Source organism: Bifidobacterium mizhiense (genome assembly GCF_020884755.1).
GTDB classification, from domain to species: domain Bacteria; phylum Actinomycetota; class Actinomycetes; order Actinomycetales; family Bifidobacteriaceae; genus Bombiscardovia; species Bombiscardovia mizhiensis.
The window spans coordinates 1-20,940 of sequence record NZ_BPWE01000004.1; the positions used below are offsets into that span (position 1 = coordinate 1).

At 57.5% G+C, this 20,940-nt stretch carries 17 protein-coding genes and 2 tRNA genes; 18 read left to right on the forward strand and 1 reads right to left on the reverse strand.

Features of this window, described 5'->3' with window-relative positions:
• Positions 1 to 212 precede the first annotated feature (212 nt).
• Positions 213 to 285 (reverse strand) — tRNA-Ala (locus LPC22_RS06200).
• A 213-nt stretch (positions 286 to 498) separates the two neighbouring features.
• Here LPC22_RS06200 and LPC22_RS06205 point away from each other — a divergent pair.
• The 18 genes from LPC22_RS06205 (at position 499) to LPC22_RS06290 (ending at position 20,602) form a co-directional block, all read left to right on the forward strand.
• Complete coding sequence (locus tag LPC22_RS06205) at positions 499 to 1,524, forward strand: D-2-hydroxyacid dehydrogenase (RefSeq protein WP_229133162.1); 1,026 nt, start codon at positions 499 to 501, stop codon at positions 1,522 to 1,524.
• Positions 1,525 to 1,529: 5 nt separating this feature from the next.
• A complete protein-coding gene (locus LPC22_RS06210) occupies positions 1,530 to 2,345 on the forward strand; it encodes a DUF1287 domain-containing protein (RefSeq protein WP_229133163.1) in 816 nt (271 codons plus the stop codon).
• Between the two features lie 106 nt (positions 2,346 to 2,451).
• A complete protein-coding gene (locus LPC22_RS06215) occupies positions 2,452 to 3,402 on the forward strand; it encodes a magnesium transporter CorA family protein (protein ID WP_046322833.1) in 951 nt (316 codons plus the stop codon).
• A 9-nt stretch (positions 3,403 to 3,411) separates the two neighbouring features.
• Positions 3,412 to 4,242, forward strand: coding sequence for a glutamate ABC transporter substrate-binding protein (locus tag LPC22_RS06220; RefSeq protein WP_029676253.1), 831 nt, complete (start codon positions 3,412 to 3,414; stop codon positions 4,240 to 4,242).
• Between the two features lie 75 nt (positions 4,243 to 4,317).
• Entirely contained in the window at positions 4,318 to 7,287 is a 2,970-nt protein-coding gene (leuS, locus tag LPC22_RS06225) for a leucine--tRNA ligase (RefSeq protein WP_229133164.1), read from the forward strand.
• 101 nt (positions 7,288 to 7,388) lie between these two features.
• Positions 7,389 to 8,054: a ComEA family DNA-binding protein gene (locus tag LPC22_RS06230; protein WP_229133165.1), complete on the forward strand. Its 666-nt coding sequence runs from the start codon at positions 7,389 to 7,391 to the stop codon at positions 8,052 to 8,054.
• A 443-nt stretch (positions 8,055 to 8,497) separates the two neighbouring features.
• Complete coding sequence (locus LPC22_RS06235) at positions 8,498 to 9,964, forward strand: ComEC/Rec2 family competence protein (protein WP_229133281.1); 1,467 nt, start codon at positions 8,498 to 8,500, stop codon at positions 9,962 to 9,964.
• A 28-nt stretch (positions 9,965 to 9,992) separates the two neighbouring features.
• Positions 9,993 to 10,970 (forward strand): DNA polymerase III subunit delta, encoded by a 978-nt coding sequence (gene holA, locus LPC22_RS06240; RefSeq protein ID WP_229133166.1) that lies wholly within the window; start codon positions 9,993 to 9,995, stop codon positions 10,968 to 10,970.
• Complete coding sequence (tsaE, locus tag LPC22_RS06245) at positions 10,967 to 11,551, forward strand: tRNA (adenosine(37)-N6)-threonylcarbamoyltransferase complex ATPase subunit type 1 TsaE (RefSeq protein ID WP_229133167.1); 585 nt, start codon at positions 10,967 to 10,969, stop codon at positions 11,549 to 11,551. Before holA ends, tsaE begins: the two co-directional genes overlap by 4 nt.
• On the forward strand, positions 11,548 to 12,336 hold the full coding sequence (tsaB, locus tag LPC22_RS06250; RefSeq protein WP_229133168.1) for a tRNA (adenosine(37)-N6)-threonylcarbamoyltransferase complex dimerization subunit type 1 TsaB: 789 nt from the start codon (positions 11,548 to 11,550) through the stop codon (positions 12,334 to 12,336). Before tsaE ends, tsaB begins: the two co-directional genes overlap by 4 nt.
• Positions 12,333 to 12,845: a ribosomal protein S18-alanine N-acetyltransferase gene (gene rimI, locus LPC22_RS06255; RefSeq protein WP_229133169.1), complete on the forward strand. Its 513-nt coding sequence runs from the start codon at positions 12,333 to 12,335 to the stop codon at positions 12,843 to 12,845. Before tsaB ends, rimI begins: the two co-directional genes overlap by 4 nt.
• Positions 12,838 to 13,881 (forward strand): tRNA (adenosine(37)-N6)-threonylcarbamoyltransferase complex transferase subunit TsaD, encoded by a 1,044-nt coding sequence (gene tsaD / locus LPC22_RS06260; protein ID WP_229133170.1) that lies wholly within the window; start codon positions 12,838 to 12,840, stop codon positions 13,879 to 13,881. Before rimI ends, tsaD begins: the two co-directional genes overlap by 8 nt.
• A gap of 78 nt (positions 13,882 to 13,959) precedes the next feature.
• A tRNA-Asn gene (locus LPC22_RS06265) sits at positions 13,960 to 14,032 on the forward strand.
• Between the two features lie 485 nt (positions 14,033 to 14,517).
• Positions 14,518 to 16,053, forward strand: a complete 1,536-nt coding sequence (gene arfA, locus LPC22_RS06270) for an arabinosylfuranosidase ArfA (RefSeq protein ID WP_229133171.1) — start codon at positions 14,518 to 14,520, stop codon at positions 16,051 to 16,053.
• A 56-nt stretch (positions 16,054 to 16,109) separates the two neighbouring features.
• On the forward strand, positions 16,110 to 17,480 hold the full coding sequence (locus tag LPC22_RS06275) for an ABC transporter substrate-binding protein (protein WP_229133172.1): 1,371 nt from the start codon (positions 16,110 to 16,112) through the stop codon (positions 17,478 to 17,480).
• Positions 17,481 to 17,541: 61 nt separating this feature from the next.
• Entirely contained in the window at positions 17,542 to 18,468 is a 927-nt protein-coding gene (locus tag LPC22_RS06280) for a carbohydrate ABC transporter permease (protein ID WP_229133173.1), read from the forward strand.
• Between the two features lies 1 nt (position 18,469).
• Positions 18,470 to 19,369 carry a carbohydrate ABC transporter permease gene (locus LPC22_RS06285; protein WP_229133174.1) on the forward strand — a complete coding sequence of 300 codons (900 nt, stop codon included), beginning with the start codon at positions 18,470 to 18,472 and terminating at the stop codon, positions 19,367 to 19,369.
• A gap of 153 nt (positions 19,370 to 19,522) precedes the next feature.
• Complete coding sequence (locus LPC22_RS06290) at positions 19,523 to 20,602, forward strand: LacI family DNA-binding transcriptional regulator (RefSeq protein ID WP_308443383.1); 1,080 nt, start codon at positions 19,523 to 19,525, stop codon at positions 20,600 to 20,602.
• Positions 20,603 to 20,940: the final 338 nt, after the last annotated feature.

Genomic DNA, 20,940 nt, shown 5'->3' on the forward strand with positions numbered 1-20,940 from the left:
AACAGGACGAGCCCGAACACTACGGCACCGCCATCAACTGGAACGAGTTCCACACACCAGTCAGATACCCCAACACCACACTCTGACCAACACACAACCAAACCCACACACAGAACCTAAAACAACGCGTTTAGTTCCTATAGGCCCCGATCTGGCGTTTGCAAGCCCAACGAATATAAAAAGATCCCGAGGTGACCTCGGGATCCTATCTGTGGAGCTAGGGGGATTCGAACCCCCGACCTTCTCCATGCCATGGAGACGCGCTACCAGCTGCGCCATAGCCCCGTGCTTGCCTTGCTTGGTGAAGCCTTGCTTATAGTACACCGGGATTGGCGAATGGAGCAACTCAGTGTGTTGCCCCGGAATTGCAGGGATTGTGAGCTATTTGATGGATTTTATCCTCGAATGGTCTTGAGGCATTCCTGAGCTTGCAAGTGCGCTAGCATGATGAACAAGGGGCGACCAAGGGGGTCGGCAGCAACGGAAAGGCGGCGGACCATGACCGGCAAAAACGATGCCGAAGTGCGGGTTCAAAAGCGGAACGAGAACCATCCTGGGGACCAGCTCATCATCAACTGCCTGCCCTTGGACCAGAGTGAACGACAGGAATTCCTCCAGGCGGCTCCAGGCGTTCGTCAGGAGTTCATTGTCGACACGGACATGCGGCAGAGCATGCATTGGCTCATCGATGTCCCTGAATCCCTCCGATCGGAGGCCACGATCATTTTGGGTAATCCGCCGGCCGAGCAGGTGGTTGCCTGCCGTAACCTGGTCTGGCTGCAGACCAGCAGCGCGGGTGTGGATGCCTACATGAAACCGGGGGTTCTGCCTCCGGACGCCATGTTGACCAGTGCCTCAGGCGCTTACGGGCAGTCGGTCTCCGAGCACATGTTCGCCATGATGTGGGCTCTGATGAAGGACCTGCCGGCCTACCGGGACAATCAGCGTTTGGGCCGTTGGGAACCTCGCGGGGCCGTCCTTTCGCCGCATGGCTGCCAGGTCCTGGTTTTAGGCACAGGGAATATCGGAGCCTCCTTCGCACGTCTGGCCAAGGCCGTAGGCGCGCGGACCATCGGTATCAGGCGCCATCCCGACCAGCCGGTGGAAGGGTTCGACCGTCTGGCAGGTTTTGACGATCTGGATGCCCTGCTGCCTGAGATGGATGTAGCGGCTCTGGCCCTGCCTTCAACGCCGCTGACCCGGCACATCATCGATGACCATCGTCTTGCATTGATGAAGTCCACCGCCGTACTGATCAACGCGGGCAGGGGAGATGCCGTGGACTGCATGGCTCTGGCCCAAGCCCTGGATAAGGACGGCATTTTCGGTGCAGGGCTGGATGTGACCGAACCGGAGCCCCTGCCTGAAGACCACCCACTCTGGAGGCAACCACGCTGCCTGCTCACCCCCCATGTGGCCGGGGGAGCCCACCTACCCTCCAACATGGACAAGGTTCGGGAAATCTGCCTGGATAACCTTCATCGATTCATGGATGGCAGGCCCCTGCGCAACCGGATGAGGTGACCGTTATGCCGACAGAGCGAAACAACAGAGGCCGCAGCCAGCGGCGGACAGTGGTTCTGCGCTGGGCGGCTGTCCTGCTGGCGCTCGCATTGATTGTGGCGGGCTCCTTGGCCCTGGCTGGCAGGCTGGTGGGCGTCGGGCCTGCTCGCCATTCAGACAATCAAAGCTCCTCCGCAAACGGCCGCAGGACTGCTTCCCACGGCCCTCCCGGGTATTCTCCCGAGCAGACCGCGGCCCATTCGCCTCTGACCTCGCCTGTGGACTACAACCATGACGGCGTGGACGACTACACGGCCATGGTGCGTGGAGCCCATCAGGAGGCCCGCCGCCATCCTCATTATGACAGTGGCTACTATCAGGGCGGCTATCCCCCCGATGACCGCGGCGCCTGCACCGACGAGATCTGGAGGGCCTTCCGACAGGCCGGCTACGATCTGAAAGCCATGGTCGACGCCGACATCGCCTCGTCTCCTGGGGCCTATGCCGGAGTCATCAGCAGCCCGGATCCGAACATCGATTTCAGGCGCACCAACGTCCTGGGCGTATTCCTGTCCCGGCATGCCCAGCGCCTGACCAACGACACGGCGGCCACCGACCAGTGGCAGCAGGGCGACATCGTCATCTTCGACACCTCCTGGCACATCGGCATGGCCTCCGATAAAAGGGACAGCCGGGGCATTCCCCTGCTTCTGCACAACATGGGTCAGCGCGACAGGGAGAACGACTACCTGGGTTCGCCGGGCCACCGTCCCATCACCGGGCATTTTCGCTTCGACGCCTCAAAAATCCAACCCGCCGTCCTGCGGCCATGGCGGGGATGACCGGGGACTACCCTGCGGAATTGAACACGGCGGTAACTGGTTATCTGCTACTATCGGTTCGGCCAGAAACGTCGGCCAGGTTTGAGCACGAGAGGCGGTGATGGCGATGATGAGAGTATTCAGCACCATGAACGGGCAGATCGAGCAGATCGGCAAGGCTTCCAAGGGCTCATGGATATGCTTATCGGCGCCCACCGATGTAGAGCTGGCCAACGTCTCCCAGACCACCGGCATCGACCTGGCTGACCTGCGTGCCCCCTTGGACGATGAGGAGCGCTCGCGTGTGGACGTGGAGGACGAGTACACCATGGTCATCGTCGACATTCCCCGCGCCGAGGAACGCGACGGGCGGGACTACTACGAGACCATCCCCCTGTCCATCATCGTCACCGAGGATCTGATCGTCACCGTCTGCATGCAGGACACCGTCCTGCTTCATCCCTTCATGGAGGGCACCATCCGGGGTTTCAACACCTTCATGAAGTCCCGCTTCATCCTGCAGATCCTCTACCGGAACGCCACCCTCTACCTGCGCTACCTGCGCATCATCGACCGCGAGTCGGACCGGCTGGAGCTCAAGCTGCGCCACTCCATGCAGAACCGCGAGATCCTCATGCTGCTGGAGCTCAACAAGACCTTGGTCTACTTCGCCACCAGCCTCAAGTCCAACGAGATCGTCCTGGAGAAGCTGACCGGCCTGGAGCGGATCAAGCGCTACCCGGACGACGAGGACCTTCTGGGCGACGTGATCACTGAGAACAAGCAGGCCATCGAGATGGCCAACATCTACTCAAGCGTGCTTTCGAACATGACCGACGCCTTCGCCTCCATCGTCTCCAACAACGTCAACAATGTGATGAGGATCTTCACCATCATCTCCATCAGCCTGTCGGTGCCCACCCTGATCTTCTCCATGTATGGCATGAACTTCAACCAGGGCATGTTCGGCATGCCCTTCACCGACAAACCTTGGGGCTTCGCGGTCGTGGTCATTCTCTCGGGTCTGTTGACCGCCTTGGTAACCTGGTTCCTGACGCGTTCGAGAATGTTCAAGTAGGGGCCGATCATGTTTGCACGCAGGATTGCGGCGGCTCTGGCGGCACTGGTTCTGGCGGTGCCCCTGAGCGGGTGTGGCCGCCAGGAGGATCGTTACCGGGCGGGTTCCATCGGGCCCAAGATCAGCGTGGGTATCTCCTTCGACCAGCCCGGGCTTGGATTTGCCCAGTCCGGCCAGTACCGGGGTCTGGATGTGGATGTGGCCCAGTATGTGGTTCATGAGCTGGGATACGCCCAGTCGCAGATTGTTTTCCGCCAGGTGAAACCTGCGGACCGCGAGCGCATGCTCGAACAGGGTCAGGTGGACATGGTCGTGGCCGGCTACTCCATCACCCAGGAACGGCAGAAGCTGGTGGATTTCGCCGGGCCCTACCTGGCTGCCGGGCAGGACCTTCTGGTTCGTCGCGCTCAAAACGACATTGCCGGGGTGGAGGATCTGGCACAAAAGCGGGTCTGCGTGGCAGCGGGATCCACCTCCGGGGCTCTGGTGCGCTCGCTGGCACCCCAGGCCCAGGTCCAGGAGCGGGAGGAGTTCCCCGAGTGCATCACGGCCCTGCTCAGCGGGGATACGGATGCCGCCAGCGGTGACGACTTTGCCCTGGCCGGACTGGCTCATGTTCGTGGCGGTGGCCAACTGCGCCTGGTCGGTAAGCCCTTCTCCAACGAACATTACGGTATCGGCGTGCCCCACGGGGATCCGGAGCTGGTGGACGTCATCGACCAGGCCTTGAAGAGGATGATGCGGGACGGCTCCTTCAAGGCCGCCCTGGGCCGGGCATCCAAGTCCATCGGCTATTCCATTGATGCCGCCGCCCGCACCCTGCGGCCCGGCGATCGCTGAGCAAGGCTTCCGCCAGGATGACGGATGCTGGACATTGGCTCGGCCGTGTCCATGTGAATGGCGATAATTCACCATATGAACGCGAATGAAGACAGGGATCATCAGCAGACCCAGGAATCCGATCAGCCCAAGTTCCGCTACGATGCCGCCATGGCGCAGACCATCGAGGAGCACTGGCAGAAGCGCTGGGACAAGGAGGGCACCTTCTGGGCAGCCAACACCAAGGGTGATTTGACAGATGCCCAGGGAGATCACGCCGGAGGCCGCAGTCCCTACTTCGTCATCGACATGTTCCCCTATCCCTCGGGCAAGGGCCTGCATGTGGGCCACCCACTGGGCTACATCGCCACCGACGTGGTCAGCCGCTACCACCGGATGAAAGGTGAGAACGTCCTGCATGCCATGGGCTACGATGCCTTCGGCCTGCCCGCCGAGCAGTATGCCGTCCAGACCGGCCAGCATCCCCGGGTCACCACCGAGCAGAACATCGCCAACATGCGCTGGCAGCTGCACCGGCTGGGACTCAGCTTCGATGACCGGCGCTCCTTCGCCACCATCGATACGGACTACGTGCGCTGGACCCAGTGGATCTTCTCGCGCATCTACGAGTCCTGGTACGACCCCGACTACCGACGTGCCGACGGGGGTACGGGCTCGGCCAGGCCCATCAGCGAACTGGTCGAGGCTTTCAAGTCAGGAAGCAGGCCCATCCCCGGCCATCCCGATGCCTCCTGGGAGGACCTGGACGAGGCCGAGCGCTCCGAGGTGCTCAACGACTTCCGCCTGGCCTACATCTCGCGTTCGCCGGTCAACTGGTGCCCCGGACTGGGCACGGTCCTGGCCAACGAGGAGGTGACCGCTGAGGGCCGCTCCGAGCGTGGCAACTACCCGGTCTACCAGCGTGAACTCAAGCAGTGGTCCATGCGCATTACCGCCTACGGTCACCGGCTTCTGGAGGATCTGGACATTCTGGACTGGCCCGAAAAGGTCAAGCTCATGCAGCGCAACTGGATCGGGGAGTCGCACGGGGCCTCGGTGGACTTCACCGTGCCCAGCCCTGACGGCGATCAGACCATGGAGGTCTACACCACCCGTCCCGATACGCTTTTCGGTGCCACCTTTGCTGTGGTCTCTCCCGAGCACGACCTGCTGCAGCACCTGCCCCAGGAGTGGCCTGAGGATGTGCCTGAACAGTGGAAGGGCGGTTATGCCAATCCTGCGGAGGGTGTGCAGGCCTATCGACGGGCCGCCGAGGCCAAGACCGCCAAGGATCGTGTGGACGAAGGCGGGGCCAAGACCGGCCTGTTTACCGGTCTGTATGCTCTCAATCCCATCACCGGGGCCAAGCTGCCCATTTTCACCGCCGACTACGTGCTGATGGACTACGGCACGGGCGCCATCATGGCTGTGCCTGGGGGCGATCAGCGCGATTACGATTTCGCTGTCAAGTATGGTCTGCCCGTCGTCTACACGGTCAGCCCGCTGGATGATTCCGGACAGACCCTGGACGACTATCGCGGCAAGGCACCTTTCGTCTCCCATGACGGTGTTGTGGTCAACTCTTCGGTCCAGGCCACCCAGGCCGCTGGCGATCCGCTCAGCCTGGACGGTCTGCGGGTTGACCAGGCCATCGAGAAAGTGACCGCATGGCTGGAGTCGGCCGGCGTGGGCCATGGAACGGTCTCCTACCGGCTGCGTGACTGGCTCTTCTCCCGTCAGCGCTACTGGGGCGAGCCATTCCCCGTGGTCTATGACGACCAGGGCTTGCCCCACCTGCTGCCCGACGACCAGCTGCCGGTGGCCCTGCCGGATGTGCCCGACTATTCGCCCAAGACCTTCGACCCCGAGGATGCCCAATCCAGCCCCGAGGCACCGCTGAGCCGCAACCAGGACTGGGTGAACGTGACCCTGGATCTGGGCGACGGCCCCAAGGTCTACCACAGGGACACCAACACCATGCCCAACTGGGCCGGCTCCTGCTGGTACTACATGCGCTACATCGACCCCAAGGACGACCAGCACATGGTTGATCCGGAGGAATACGACTACTGGCTGGGTCCCAAGCACAATGCCACTGCCGGGGAGTCAGGCGGCGTCGATCTCTACGTGGGCGGTGTGGAGCATGCGGTGCTGCACCTGCTCTATGCCCGCTTCTGGCACAAGGTCCTCTACGATTTGGGATACGTCTCGTCCAAGGAGCCCTTCCACAAGCTCTTCAACCAAGGAATGATCCAGGCCTACGCCTACACGGACCAACGCGGACAGTACGTGCCTGCCGCCGAGGTGGAGGAGCATGATGAGGGCGGCAAGGTCAGCTACACCTGGCAGGGGCAGCCGGTCAACCGCGAGTTCGGCAAGATGGGCAAGAGCCTTAAGAACATCATCACCCCTGACGACATGTATCGCACCTATGGGGCTGACACCTTCCGCCTCTACGAGATGAGCATGGGCCCCCTGGACGAGTCCAGGCCCTGGAACACGCGTAATGTGGTGGGCGGCATGCGCTTCCTGCAGCGGCTCTGGCGCAACGTGGTGAACGAGCAGACCGGCGAGGTGATCCTGGACGAGGGAGAGCCCGACCAGAAGACCCTGAAGCTGCTCAACACCACCATCCACGACGTGACGGTGGAGATGGAGGCCATGCGGCCCAACACGGCCATCGCCAGGATGATCGTGCTCAACAACCATCTGACCGGCCTGAATCCGACACCCAGGGCAGCCATCGAGCCCCTGGTGCTCATGCTCTCGCCCATCGCCCCCCACATCTGCGAGGAGCTCTGGAGTCGTCTGGGTCACAAGGAGTCCCTGGCGCATGCCCAGTGGCCGACCTGGGACGATCGCTATCTTGGCGAGGACACGGTCACCGCCGTGGTCCAGGTCAAGGGCAAGGTCCGTGGCAAGCTGCAGGTCAGCCCCGACATCGCGCCTGATCAACTCGAGGCCATGGCCCTGGCACTGCCCGCCGTCCAGGAGCGGCTGGGTGGCAAGGAGCCGCGTAAGGTCATCGTCAAGGCACCCAAGATCGTTTCGGTCGTGCCAGCCTGATCCTGCACTGTCCACAGACAGGCTGTGGACAGGCGATGACCTTCGACCACATAGCCCCCCCGACCTCATATCGGGGGGCTTTTTCATGTCAGGCTGGGTCCATGAGCATCAACATCACCCAGCCGCCGGCGCCGCCCCTGCAGGCTCTGGCTCTGAATCAATCCGCCCGGTCAAGGGGGTCGGCCGAAGATATGGCCGAATCCCAGACTCGGCGTGATCGGCCCGTCTGGTCGTTTACGCCGCTTCAGGCCTTGACAGCCATTCTTATCCTGGTGGTTGCCCTTGCGATCAGTCTGACCCTGCTGGCCCAGCAGGGACGGGCGCTGGCCGCAGGAGTGGCAGTCGACGGATCCGGGGGCAAGTCATCGGTCCCGGCAAAGGACGATGCCAACGGTGCTGCACACCGAAGCAAGCATGTTTCAGGAAGCGATGGTAGACGGAACACCCATGATGACGAAGGCAGCGAGCATACCGAATCGGCCTCGGATTCCGCTCAACATGGTGAAGGGGCAGGCAATGCCTCTGCAGCTCCGGCCTCCAGTGCCTCCGCGGGAACAGCGGATCAGACCGGACGGGTGAATCTCAATAGTGCCAGCCAAGAGGATCTGGAGAATGTCAAGGGGATCGGTCCGGTCACGGCAGCAAAAATACTGGAGCATCGGCGTGCTCTCGGCGGTCACTACGTTTCGGTCGATCAGCTTCTGGATGTCCCCGGCATCGGTGCCAAGACCCTGGCCCGATTACGCCCATATCTGGTGGCACAATGATGACCTGCCGGGCAGAAGATCGTCTTGCTGCTGATCGAGACAATGGCAATCGCAATCTTCGCATGCTTCCCGCTGCTTGTCTGGCCTGGGCTATTGCCCTGCTGATCCCATGGCTTCTGGACCGGAGCGTGGGTGAATCTGTGGCCGGATCAGCCAAGAACGAGGACTGGTCCAAAACGGCAGGGGAGTCCAGAGGCGACATGGGTATGTCGGTCTGGTTGATGCCGCTTGTCTTGGCGCTCCCATTGCTGATAGCCATGGTCCTGCTTGCCTTCAAACTCGTTTGCTTGCTTGTTACAGGGGACGCTGATTGCAAGAGACAGGTACTGCGTCCGCCCTATCGCTCATGTCGGCGGATCTGGCTGCACCAAGTTTGTCAGTCTCCCTGTATTCCCACCTGGCTTGGTCCTCGGAAGCTGCCGACATTGGCTGTCTTGGCTGCTGTGGCTCTGACTGTGGCATTGGCCGCCGCAGTTGGTCATGAGTCAGTGCGCAGCGGGCCGGCAGCCCGGCAGATTCGTCAGGGAAAAGCACTGGCTGAGGTTCGTGGCTGGGCTGTGGGCCCCATGAGTGCATCCTCTCGGCGAGGCTGGGACTGTCAGGCGGAGGTCAGGCTGGCATGGGTGACTGTGGCCGGGGTGCGCATGCCTTCCGATGAACGGATCATCCTCTTCGCCCGAAGCCGTTCATGCCTGCTGCAACAGGGCGGGCAGTATCGTGCGCGAGGCCTCTTGGAGCCCTCTGCTTACGGCCGTCCTATTCCCTGGCTGGCTGTGGAAGAGGGGGCGAAAGAGGTCGAGCCGCCAGGCCCCTGTAGACGATTGATCGCCCGTATGCAAAGGGCCTTTCTCGAACAGACCAGCAGACTGGACGATCAGGGACGGATCCTGGTGCCGGGTTTGACCATGGGCATTCTGGGCAACCAGGCTCTGCCCGGGTCGGATGGCTCCCTGGGCAGGCCGGCAGTGGAGCCTGCCTATGCCACCCGTCTGACCCAGGACTTCCGGACATCGGGCATCCTGCACCTGATGGCGGTCTCTGGCGGGCACTTCATGATCCTGGCCTCGCTGCTGGTCAGGATCATGCGAGCCCTGCGCTCGCCGCCCTTGCCGATGGCCTTGGTTTTGTCTGCCGCCTATCTGGGTTTGGGCATGCTAATGGTCCCAGGTGATTCAGTTCTGCGAGCTCAGGCCATGGGGCTTCTTTCGGCCTTGGCTCTGGCTGTCTGCCGGCCGGCCCAGTCATTGAACACGCTGTCCTGGTGTGTCCTGCTGGTGCTGATCCTGCGACCTTCCATGGCTGCCAGCTTCGGCTTCGCGCTCTCTTGTGGAGCCGTGCTGGGCATCGGTCTGGGTAACCGGCGGTTGGCGGCCCTTCTTGAAGATCATCTTCCGACATTTTTGGCACGTCCATTGGCCACGACCCTGTGCGCCCAGGCCGGAACCCTGCCCGTGCAGGTGTTGATGAGTCCCGGGTTGCCGCTACTGGCTCCACTGGCCAACCTGCTGGTCACTCCTGTGGTCGACGCTGCCACAGTGACCGGCCTGCTGGCTCTGCTCACCTCCTGGCTCTGGCCTCCAGTGGGTCTGTTCCTGGCCCGACTGACCTCTCTGGGTACCGGAGTCATGGCTTTTGCCGCCAGGTGGTTGGGCGAAGCGGCTGCTCCGGCGGCCTGGCCACCGGGACCGGTCGGTAGCGTCTGCCTGGTTGGTCTGGGTCTCATGGCCGTGATCGATCATCGGCTGATTCGATTCATCCGTGATCTGGGGCGAGACCATTCATGGCCGGCTGTAACAGGGGTGAATTCCGGGGTTCCCTTCCGGCCGTCCGCTTGGGTGTCAATCAAGGGCTGGCTACGGCAGACCTATGGCCTTCTAGCCCAGCTGGTCTTCAAAAATGACCGAGGGTAATGTCCAGCGATGAAGGGAGATTTGAGTCATGACCAAAGCTCAGCAGGAGAACCCTTCCGTCCATCTGGTGGTCGGCGGCGATCCCTTCCTCAACGCCCAGCGTTTCAAGGAGCTGTGCGCGCAGGCATGCGCCGCTCACCCGGACAGCGAATACATTGAGCTGGACGCGGCGGACTGCGACGCTTACGCCTTTCAGGAGGCGGTCGGACCCTCCCTGCTCAGTCAGACGGCCGTGGTTTGTCTGGATGATCTGCAGGCGGCTGATGAAGCCCTGAGCCAGGCCTTGATCGATTTCTGCCGCGAGAGCGCAGGGGACGAATCCAGTATCGTCATCGCACGTCATGACGGGGGCAACCGGGGCCGCAGGCTCCTAGACCAAATGGCGCGGGTCGGAGCTGTCACGGAGCGGATGCCGGATCTGAAGAAGTTCGACGACAAGATCGACTTCGTCTATGGGCGTTTCAAAGCTCATCAGCGCCGTATACAGCCACGGGCTGCCCAGCGCCTGGTGGATGTTCTGGGCGAGCGCACTCCGGAACTGGCTGCCATGTGCTCCCAGCTCTGCTTCGATTTTGACCAGAATCCCATGACCCTGGAGATCGTCAACCGTTATCTGACCGACAACCCGGCTGTATCCGGATTCGCGGTGGCGGATAGGGCCCTTGCTGGCAGGCCGGCCCAAGCCGTCGTCGCTCTGCGTACGGCTCTGGAGCAGGGCAACGAACCAGTCTCCCTGATTGGCGTACTGGCCCTGAAGCTGCGGACGCTAGCCAAGGAGGCGGCCATCGAGTCGGGATCCATTACCACAGCCGAGGCCAAGGCTGCCTACTGGCAGTTGCGGGAGGCCAAGAGACAGCTGCATGGATGGACCTCCTCCGGCTTGGCGGCCTGCATCGAGGCCTTGGCCCAGGCTGATGAGATCAGCAAGACCAGCAGCGGCGACGCCCGCTATGCTCTGGAACGGGCGGTGGAGCTGATCGCCGCCAAGGGAAGGACATTGGCATGAGCCAGCAGGATGGATTGGAACTGGCGGTGCCTACAGGCGAGGACATGCAACGCCTGGGCAGAAACCTGGCCTCGTGTCTGCAAGGCGGGGACGTGATCCTCCTGTCCGGGCCTCTGGGGGCGGGTAAGACCACCCTGGCTCAGGGGCTGGGCGACGGACTTGGAGTGGACGGCCCTGTGGTTTCGCCCACGTTCACCATCGCCAGGGAGCTGCATGGTCGCCTGTCCGGCGGCTCGCCGGTTACCTTGATCCACGTGGATGCCTACCGGCTGGGCGGACAGGACTATCTGCCTGGCGAGGATGCCGTGGATCGGCTCTTGGACGAGCTGGAGTCCCTTGGTCTGGATGAGGAATTGGAAGACCCGGGCCAAAGGACCATCATTCTGATGGAATGGGGCGAGCAGATGGCCTCTGCCCTGGCCGATCAACGTCTGGAAGTGAGCATCGCCCGACCCGTGGATCCCCGGGAAGATCCTGAGGCGCCACCCAGCTCCCAGGGTCAGCGTATGGTACGTCTGCGTGGAGTGGGTCCGTCTTGGGCCAATAGAATGGATCAGCTGAGAAAGGCGATGACGGCATGAGCGGGACCGATACGTCCCTTTTGGTGATCGATACCTCCTATGGCTCGACTGTGGGGCTGCTGGGGCGGGAGCCGTGCATCGAGACCGACTCGCGCTCGCACGTAGAACGCCTCCAGGTCAATATCGCCAAGGTCATGGATCAGGCTGGGCTGTCTGCAAACGATCTGCGGACCATCGTGGTGGGACTGGGGCCTGCACCCTTCACCGGTCTGCGGGCGGGCATCGTCACTGCCAAAGCCCTGGCGTTTGCCACGGGTGCCCGTCTGCTGGGACAGGACATCCTGGAGCCGCAAGCCCGCTATGCCTACAGCCGGTTCAAGCGGCAGGGCCAGGATCATTCACGGCTTCTGGTCCTGGCTGTCAACGATGCACGACGGCGGCAGCTCTACTACCGTCTTTTTGACGACTTCGATGGCGCGGAGGCCCCGGCCCAGCCGCTGACCGACATGAGCATCGACTATCCAACGGTGATCTGTGAGAAGATCGCGGCCATCGTGGAAGAGCGGGAGTCTGTGGACCAGGGGCCAGTCACTCTGGTCATTAGCGGTCATGGAGCCGGCCGCTATGCCGACCAATGGGAGCGTCTGGATAAGCGTTCCGATATACGGGTGGTGCTGGATGAAGGATCCTTCCTGGAGGATCGGACACGGGGGACAGGCCTGATGGCTGCTTGCGCTAGCAGACGTGCCCAGTATGGGCTGATCGACCCGGTGGAGCCCCTTTATCTTCGCCGGCCGGACGTCTCAGTCCCCAATCCGCTTAAGCACGTGGCAATCCAATCATGATTCGCGGGGCGGTCTTTGAGGACCTGGACCGGCTGGTCGATCTGGAGTCACGCGTCTTCGGTGACCAGGCCTGGAGCCGGCAGGAGCTGCGGTTCGAGTTGTCTGCGCCTTCGCGCACCTACCTGGTCTGGGAAGACCAGGGTGCCATCCTGGGCTACGGAGGTTATTGGTCAGGCGAAAGGGATGCCGAACTGATGACCCTCGGGGTCTTGCCGGAAGCCCGGCATCGGGGTATTGCAGGATCTCTGCTGGCCAGGATAATTACGGGAGCCGATCGCGAGGGTCTGCAACGCATGAATCTGAAGGTCCGCGTAGATAACCCTGTGGCCATTGACCTCTACAAGAACTTTGGCTTCTCACAGGCCGGTCTATGCAAGGGTTACTATCAGCCTGAAGACGTGGATGCCTGGGCTATGACCAGACCTTTGAGCTCGATTGGACCGGGACCGGTGGGTTTTGTCAGTAACAAGCCTTCGGAAGGACAGGAAAGGATCATTGACCATGAGTGAGCCACTGGTGCTTGGCATCGAATCCACCTGCGACGAGACCGCTGCCGCCCTGGTTCAGGGCAACCGGCTGCTGTCCAACGTGGTGGCATCCTCCATGAACGAGCATGCCCGCTATGGTGGCGTCATCCCCGAGATCGCCTCGCGGGCACATGCTGAGTCCTTTGTGCCGGTCGTCTCCAAGGCCCTGAAGGATGCGGATATGGACCTGTCCCAAGTGGATGCCATAGCGGTCTCGGCTGGTCCTGGACTGGCTGGATGCCTTGCTGTAGGCGTTTCCGGTGCCAAGGCGTTGGCTTGGGCGGCGAAGAAGCCCTTGTATGGCATCAACCATGTCATCGGACACATAGCGGTCACCCAGCTCCAATTCGGACCATTCCCTCAGAATGCCCTGGCCCTGATAGTCTCCGGCGGCCACACCTCGTTGCTGCATGTGGATGATCTGGCGCGATCGGTCCAGGTGGTGGGCACCACCCTGGACGACGCGGCGGGGGAGTGCTTCGACAAGATCGCACGCCTGCTTGGCTTCCCCTATCCTGGCGGCCCCCACATCGACCGCCATGCCCGTCTGGGCGACCCCCACGCCATCGCCGTGCCCCAGGGATTGACCAAGGGCCGGGCCGGAGCCGAGCATCCTTATGATTTCAGCTTCTCCGGAGTCAAGACCGCCGTGGCTCGATGGGTCGAACGCAGACAGCAGGCCGGACTCGACATTCCCGTGGACGATGTCTGTGCCTCCCTGGCTGATTCCGTGGGCACCGTCCTGTCCCGCAAGGCCATGGCCGCCTGTCACAGTTTCGACACGGATACCTTGATTGTCGGCGGCGGGTTCTCGGCCAACTCGCAGCTGCGTGGCAAGCTTCAGGAATTCGGCGAGCAGGAGGGCATCAAGGTCCGCATTCCCAAGATCAACCTGTGCACGGACAATGGCGCCATGGTGGCCATGCTGGGCGTCAATCTGGTCCAGGCCGGACTGTCCCCCTCCGCTCCTGACTTCTCCATCGATTCGGCCATGCCCATGGACAGGATTCTCATGTAATCGACACGCCAAGTTGTCGGATGCAAGGGTCCTGACTATAGTATGGTAATTGTGTTCAGCGAGAGTTGAACGGGACATTCCCGCATAGCTCAGTTGGCAGAGCGTTCGACTGTTAATCGAAATGTCGCTGGTTCAAGCCCAGCTGCGGGAGCTCTCAACCGCCGGTTTTCCGGCGGTTTTCTTTATGTGAGCCATATTGGTTTGGTTCTATCTGCAAGGAACTGGCCTGTCATTGCAATGGGCTAGCTTATTGTTTTCTACTTAGTGACTGATGGGAAATTGTCAAGGCTCTGCCTCCCTACGTGTTTCCTTTAACCCAATGTGTAGATAGTCGGCTTTGAGATTTAGCTATAGATATAGCAGTCAAAAGACCCAACAGACCCTTAGGCATCGTGTTGCATCGGATGGCGTGTCGCGTGTATTCTCAGGCGAGTTAGAACAACGTTGTATGTCTTGTTGGTTCTGCACTTTCTTTTTGTTGTATAGTGTATTTAGTGATGTGCAGGGTTGCACGGAGAAAAGCGAGGCAAAGAAATGATTCTTCTGCATATTTCGTGGTAAAACAACGTTGTACTCAAAAGAGAGAACCCTGCACTGCTGATGGACATAAAAGGCAGGGGAAAGGAGACCAGATCCATGGAAGAACGGCAACAATCAAAGCCTGGAAAAGCGCATCTGATTCTGGACACGCAGACAAGGTCCATCCCCATCAATGAACGCGTTTTCGGCTCGTTTGTTGAGCATTTGGGTCGTGGTATCTATACAGGCATCTACGAACCAGATCATCCGACTGCAAACAAGGCGGGATTTAGACAGGATGTCATTGATTTGGTAAAGGAGCTTGGCGTCACTGCTATCCGCTATCCCGGCGGGAACTTTGTATCCGGCTATCGCTGGGAGGATGGTGTCGGGCCGCGCTCTGAACGTCCAAAGCGCATCGATCTGGCCTGGCATTCGGGCGAAAGCAATGAATTCGGTCTTCATGAGATGGCGGATTGGCTGGATGAATTGGGCGGCAACGAACTCATGGAAGCTGTCAATCTTGGTACACGGGGTATTCAAGAGGCCCTTGATCTACTTGAATACGCCAATATTCCTTCTGGTACGGCTTTATCTGACATGCGCCGACGCAATGGTCGTGAGCAGCCGTTCGGAATTCGAATGTGGTGCTTAGGCAATGAGATGGATGGTACTTGGCAGATCGGTCACAAGACCGCCCATGAATACGCCAGACTGGTCACTCAGACTGCAACGGCGATGCGTATGGTCGACCCCGATCTAGAGTTGGTGGCCTGCGGCTCTTCTTCGCACAGCATGCCTACTTTCGGTGAATGGGAACGTACTGTACTGGAGGAAGCCTACGATCAGATTAATTTCATTTCCTGCCATGCGTATTATGAGCCGCACAATCGCGATATGGCCAGCTTCTTGGCTTCCGGTGTCGATATGGATGGGTTCATCCGCGATGTGGCTTCAGTCATAGCGGCGGTTCGTGGCAGACTCAAGAGTAAGCACAAGGTCTATATATCTTTCGATGAATGGAATGTCTGGTATCAGGATGCAGAGCCGAGTAAGCCTCCAGTAGGTATAGGTAACTGGCCTCAGGGTTCGAGACTTCTGGAAGATATCTATTCAGTTGCTGACGCAGTGGTGTTTGGCGATCTGCTCATCACCCTGCTCAGAAATGCTGATGTCGTGCATTCCGCCAGTCTGGCTCAATTGGTCAATGTCATTGCTCCAATCATGACAGAACCTGGTGGTCCTGCTTGGAGACAAACCATTTTCTTCCCGTTTGCTCTGACTGCCAAATATGCCAAGGGTGGCAGTGTGCTGCCCTCTCAGGAAGATGCCGACAGATGCGAAACCAGCCAATACGGCGATGTGCCGATGACGGACTCTGTTGTGGTAAGAGGAGCTGATGGCTCGCTGACTGTTTTCGTTGTCAACCGCAGCCTTGATCGGAGTGTAGAGTATCGTTCCGATCTTTCCGGACTCTACAGAACTGGCAAAGTGGTTGTTCGGAGCCTCCATGACGAAGATATTGCTGCTCGCAATACGCTTGAGGATCCAGAGCGTGTCGGTTTGCAGACGCGTAAGGACTTTACCTTTGAGAACGGCAAACTGAGTATCATGCTTCCTCCGGTTTCGTGGACGGCTATCCACATAGATTGATAATTACAAATTGTTGGTTTCCACATATATTCAAAGGAGAAATAATGAGGAGAACTGTGAGAATCATTGCAGCGGCACTCTCGGGAGTCTTAGCGATTTCCATGGCTGCCTGTGGCGGCGGTGGAGACGCCAAGAGTGAAAGTCAGGCTGAGCATAGTGATAAAACTGCGAATGCCAATGCACAATGCCAGAACAAGGTTAAAAAGCCGAATGCGGAAAAGGTCACCGTGTGGGCCTGGTATCCAGCCATTCAGAAAGTAGTCGATGAGTATAACGAGAACCATGATGACATCCAAGTGTGCTGGACGAACGCTGGTCAGGGAAGTCCTGAATACACCAAATTCAATAATGCTATAAAAGCCAAGTCCGGCGGTCCTGACATCATCCAGCTTGAGTATGAAGCGATGCCGCAATTCGTTGCGGGGGCTCAGAAGCACCTGGTTGACCTTAGCAAGTATGGAATGAATGATCACAAGCAGGAGTACACGGAAGGCGCCTGGAAGAGCGTCAGCATGGGCGGCGGCAACTCCGTTTATGGCGTTCCTGTCGATCTTGGTCCCTTCGTCATGTACGTGCGTCAGGACATCTTCGATAAATACCATGTCAAAGTTCCAACCACTTGGAAGGAATTCGAGCAGGCGGGCAAGGATCTTAAAGCTGCCGGTTTCGACGGATTCCTGAGCGATTGGGCTCCTAACGGCACCGCTGTCAATCCTGCGCTCTTTGCTCAGGCGGGAGAGAAAGTCTACAAGTATTCGTCAAAGACGCCTGACAAGGTAGGCATTAAGTTGGATACCCCAGGTGTGCAGAAGGTTCTAGAGTACTGGCAGAACCTGGTCAAGGAGGGCCTTGTCGACACGACGGACGCCAACACGACTGACTGGAACAACAATATGATTTCCGGCAAGTATGCTGCCTATGTTCAGGCTTCCTGGCTGACTGGTTACATCAAGGGCTTGGACAATTCTTCAAGCGGCAATTTCAGGATCTATAAGGCACCGGTTTGGGATGACTCCACGCCTCAGGTCAACCAGGGAGGATCCGCTTGGGCTGTAACTGATCAAGCAAAAGACACCAAAGCAGCGGCCAGCGTTGCTCACGATCTGTTCGATTCAGATACAGCACAGCATATCGGTGTCACCGATGGTGCATTGTTCCCATCTTGGAAGAAGCAGCTCGCATCGGATGCTTTCAAGAACATGCAAGAGCCATTTTTGGGCAACCAAAAGCCTAATGAAGTCACCATTCCAGTGGCTAATGCTTGGAAAGGTGACGAGTTCCTGCCCTTCCAGACTTATGCCTATGACGAACAGACCAAGTCCTTCTCTGCAATTGTCAAGAAAGGCAATGATTGCAAGGAGACCCTGAAAGCTCTGGAAACCAAGCTGAACAATTATGCCAAGCAGCAAGGTTTCACTATAGAGTGACTGCTCATTTTAATTGGAGGGATGTCGTGATCGGTATCCCTCCTTTTTAGGAGGTTCTGAAATGGCTTCGAACGCAATAGTTAAGCCGAGAAAGACGAAAGCCAATATCGGCAGCAGTCGTAGGGCAATGTGGGGATGGTTCTTCACGGCTCCTTTTGGGGTCATCTTTCTGCTGTTTCTTGTGATACCGCTTGCTTACGCATTCTATGTATCGTTGTTTACTTATACTCAAGTCAAAGGGGAGTCCTTCTCGGGGTTCGCCAATTATCAGCGCGTTTTTACTGACTCGATATTTCTGGTCGGCATGGGGCGCGTCATTCTCTATACCGTCGTCATGGTTCCGATCCAATTGGGTCTGGCCCTGATATTCGCTCTGCTCCTGGACTCTTTTAAAAACAAGTTTGCCTCGGTCTCTCGCCTGGTTATTTTCCTGCCTTATGCAATTCCTGGTGTTATCGGTGCCTTGATGTGGGGATTTATGTACTCCAAGAATATGGGTCCGTTCACTACCATATTTGGGCTGTTTGGAATGCAGACTCCCGGTTTCCTCACCGCCAACGGCATCTTTGGTTCATTGGTCAATGTCGTGACTTGGCAATGGACGGGGTACTACATGGTGATTTTGTATTCGGCCTTGCAGTCCATTCCGCATGAACTCTACGAGTCAGCCAGAATAGATGGGGCTTCAGAACTGAAGATTGCTACAAGAATCAAGGTGCCGATGGTGTCAGGATCATTGGTCATGGTGACTATCTTCTCCCTTATCGGGACCCTGCAGTTCTATACAGAACCCACCATTTTGCGCAATCAGGCGCCAACAGTCATACCGCCCGAGTATACGCCCAATATGTATGCGCAAGCTCTCGCTTTCAACTACAACCAGACCAACTACTCTGCCACGGTTTCGTTTGCTCTGGGATTGGTCGTGGTGATATTCAGCGTTTTGTTCATGAGACTGACTCGTCATCAGTCTGGATTGGAGGACTGACATGTCAGCCACAAGAACAAGTGGCACTCGCAGAAGTGCTAAGCGCATCCAGGGTAATACCAGCGTTTTCGTGTATGTAGTACTGATATTGGCAATGGTCTATTTCCTCCTGCCTGTATGGTGGTTGATCGTTGCCTCCACAAAGTCGAATTCGGGATTGTTCTTCGGCGCCCACGGCTCTATGTGGTTCGATAAGGATTTCGACCTGTGGAAGAACATCGGTCAACTTACGACCTATCAGGATGGCATTTACTGGCGCTGGATTTTTAACTCCTTCCTTTACGCTCTTGTAGGAGGATTTGGTGCCACAGTAGTGGCGGTTATGGCCGGGTATGGTTTTTCCAAGTTCAGATTCCGTGGACGAAATCTATATTTCAACATTGTTCTTGGTGCTTTGATGATTCCTTCGACGGCCTTGGTGATACCCACGTTCCTGCTGATGTCTGACATCGGTATGACCAACACCATTTGGGCTGTGCTTTTGCCATCTCTGCTTAATCCAATGGGTGTTTACTTGATGAGAATCTACTGCATGCAATCCCTACCCGATGAGATGATCGAGGCGGCTCGAGTTGATGGGGCAGGTGAATTGAGAACTTTCACACAAGTTTCTCTGCCCATTATGACCCCAGCAATTACTACAGTCTTTCTGCTTTCCGTGGTCGGTGCTTGGAACAACTTCTTCCTGCCCCAGGTTGTTCTCACTAATCCAAAGTTGTTCCCGATTACGGTCGGGCTGACCCAATGGCAGACAAAATCCCAGGCCGGAGCAGCATCAGAACAGGTATGGAATTTGGTGACTTCAGGAGCCTTCATCTCGATTATTCCCATGGTCTTGGCTTTCCTCTTCCTGCAAAGGTACTGGGTAGGAGGATTGACGGCCGGATCTGTTAAATCATGATTCAAGGAAGGACCTGGTATTTAGGCTGTATGTTCTTTGTTGAGATAAACTGAAAACAGAATTGTTGTTACATATTCCGAATTCGCATAAGTCCACTATGTGGAGTTGCGCGAATTCGGAATATATGTAATTACCGACTGGTAAGGGGCTCTATTGACAACCAGAGTGACTATCAAGGATGTAGCCAGGCATTCTGGTGTTTCCATCAAAACAGTGTCCAATGTTATCAACGGTACCGGCAGTATGCGTGATTCCACCAGACAACGCGTGCAGAAATCCATTCGTGAACTTGGCTATATGGTCAATGTATCGGCTCGTTCATTAAAAACGGGTGCCACCAAGCTCATAGGTCTGGGAATTTTTGATTTTTCGCAGCCATTCGCCCCTTATTTGGCAGATAAAGTCATAGACATATCACGAAAACACGGTTATGGAACAGTGATTAGTACATACGGGTCGGACGGATCAGGTCTGCCTGTCATCATGGACGAAATTACAAAGCTGTCAGCAGATGGGTGGCTGCTTTTTTCGGACCAACCTTTAAAGAACGAAGGTATCATCCTTGATCAGCCCTATCCGATTGTTCTAGCCGGTGACTACAACTCCTACGATCGTGTTGACTGGGTGACTATGCCCAATACGAGAGCCATTCGGTATGTCACAGGCAGGTTGCTCGATATGGGATGTCGTCATATAGCAGTCTTCGGTGCACCGGAAAAGCCAAAGACGCGCAATGAATACATGTGCGCTACCGAAGGCCTGCAAGAACTGAGAATTAGGGGATATATCGAGGCCTTCGAAGAGCGGGGGCTATCGGTGGATTGGCAGATGCTTCTGCCCAAGGATTGGATGGAAGGAGTTAGCGGCGTACAGGCTGTGACACAAATGTTGTCCAAAGGTATACGCCCGGATGCGATTATTTGCCTGACTGATGCCATGGCGCTGGGTGCCTTGCATGGTTTGCAGAACGAGGGAATTCGCATTCCCGAAGATGTTCAAGTCGTGGGATTCGACGATGTACCGGAGTCGTCCTACTCGACTCCATCACTGACTACCATCGATCCATACCTAAATGATTACGTTGAGCATGCTATTGATATGTTGATTGAGCGCATTAATGGGTACAAGGGCAAATCTCGGACTTTTGTGACTGATTTCCGACTCGTTGAGAGAGATTCAACCTTGGCTTTCCCCACAGAAAAACATACTAAAGCAATATCCGCAACAAACTAGGCAGAAGCGGCTTGATCTTTAATTATGGTTCAACAATTGCACGAAATGTAATTTTTTGTTGAAGTAATTACTGATGAATTCGTTTTGGGCCTATACATCTGTGAGCTTTGCTGATTCTAGTTCTCCAACTTTTTAATAGCTTGGCAGTAGTTTCTTATTCGCATATTTACATTAGACGATATATACGTAGGAACCCATCTGCATTCAATAACAGTTTGTGTAACCTTTACCTAATTTTATTAGAAGGATTCTCAGTTTACAAAGTATAAGTTCGGTCAACACTTTTGACAAGTCTTTTTCGCATTCCTTGCGCTCTTGTAGGAACAATCACCATTAGG

What these genes read in the sequence shown, in the direction of transcription:
- LPC22_RS06205 (WP_229133162.1), top strand. Translation starts at nt 499, where the DNA reads ATGACCGGCAAAAACGATGCCGAAGTGCGGGTTCAAAAGCGGAACGAG.
- LPC22_RS06210 (WP_229133163.1), top strand. Translation starts at nt 1,530, where the DNA reads ATGCCGACAGAGCGAAACAACAGAGGCCGCAGCCAGCGGCGGACAGTG.
- LPC22_RS06215 (WP_046322833.1), top strand. Translation starts at nt 2,452, where the DNA reads ATGATGAGAGTATTCAGCACCATGAACGGGCAGATCGAGCAGATCGGC.
- LPC22_RS06220 (WP_029676253.1), top strand. Translation starts at nt 3,412, where the DNA reads ATGTTTGCACGCAGGATTGCGGCGGCTCTGGCGGCACTGGTTCTGGCG.
- leuS (WP_229133164.1), top strand. Translation starts at nt 4,318, where the DNA reads ATGAACGCGAATGAAGACAGGGATCATCAGCAGACCCAGGAATCCGAT.
- LPC22_RS06230 (WP_229133165.1), top strand. Translation starts at nt 7,389, where the DNA reads ATGAGCATCAACATCACCCAGCCGCCGGCGCCGCCCCTGCAGGCTCTG.
- holA (WP_229133166.1), top strand. Translation starts at nt 9,993, where the DNA reads ATGACCAAAGCTCAGCAGGAGAACCCTTCCGTCCATCTGGTGGTCGGC.
- tsaE (WP_229133167.1), top strand. Translation starts at nt 10,967, where the DNA reads ATGAGCCAGCAGGATGGATTGGAACTGGCGGTGCCTACAGGCGAGGAC.
- tsaB (WP_229133168.1), top strand. Translation starts at nt 11,548, where the DNA reads ATGAGCGGGACCGATACGTCCCTTTTGGTGATCGATACCTCCTATGGC.
- rimI (WP_229133169.1), top strand. Translation starts at nt 12,333, where the DNA reads ATGATTCGCGGGGCGGTCTTTGAGGACCTGGACCGGCTGGTCGATCTG.
- tsaD (WP_229133170.1), top strand. Translation starts at nt 12,838, where the DNA reads ATGAGTGAGCCACTGGTGCTTGGCATCGAATCCACCTGCGACGAGACC.
- arfA (WP_229133171.1), top strand. Translation starts at nt 14,518, where the DNA reads ATGGAAGAACGGCAACAATCAAAGCCTGGAAAAGCGCATCTGATTCTG.
- LPC22_RS06280 (WP_229133173.1), top strand. Translation starts at nt 17,542, where the DNA reads ATGGCTTCGAACGCAATAGTTAAGCCGAGAAAGACGAAAGCCAATATC.
- LPC22_RS06285 (WP_229133174.1), top strand. Translation starts at nt 18,470, where the DNA reads ATGTCAGCCACAAGAACAAGTGGCACTCGCAGAAGTGCTAAGCGCATC.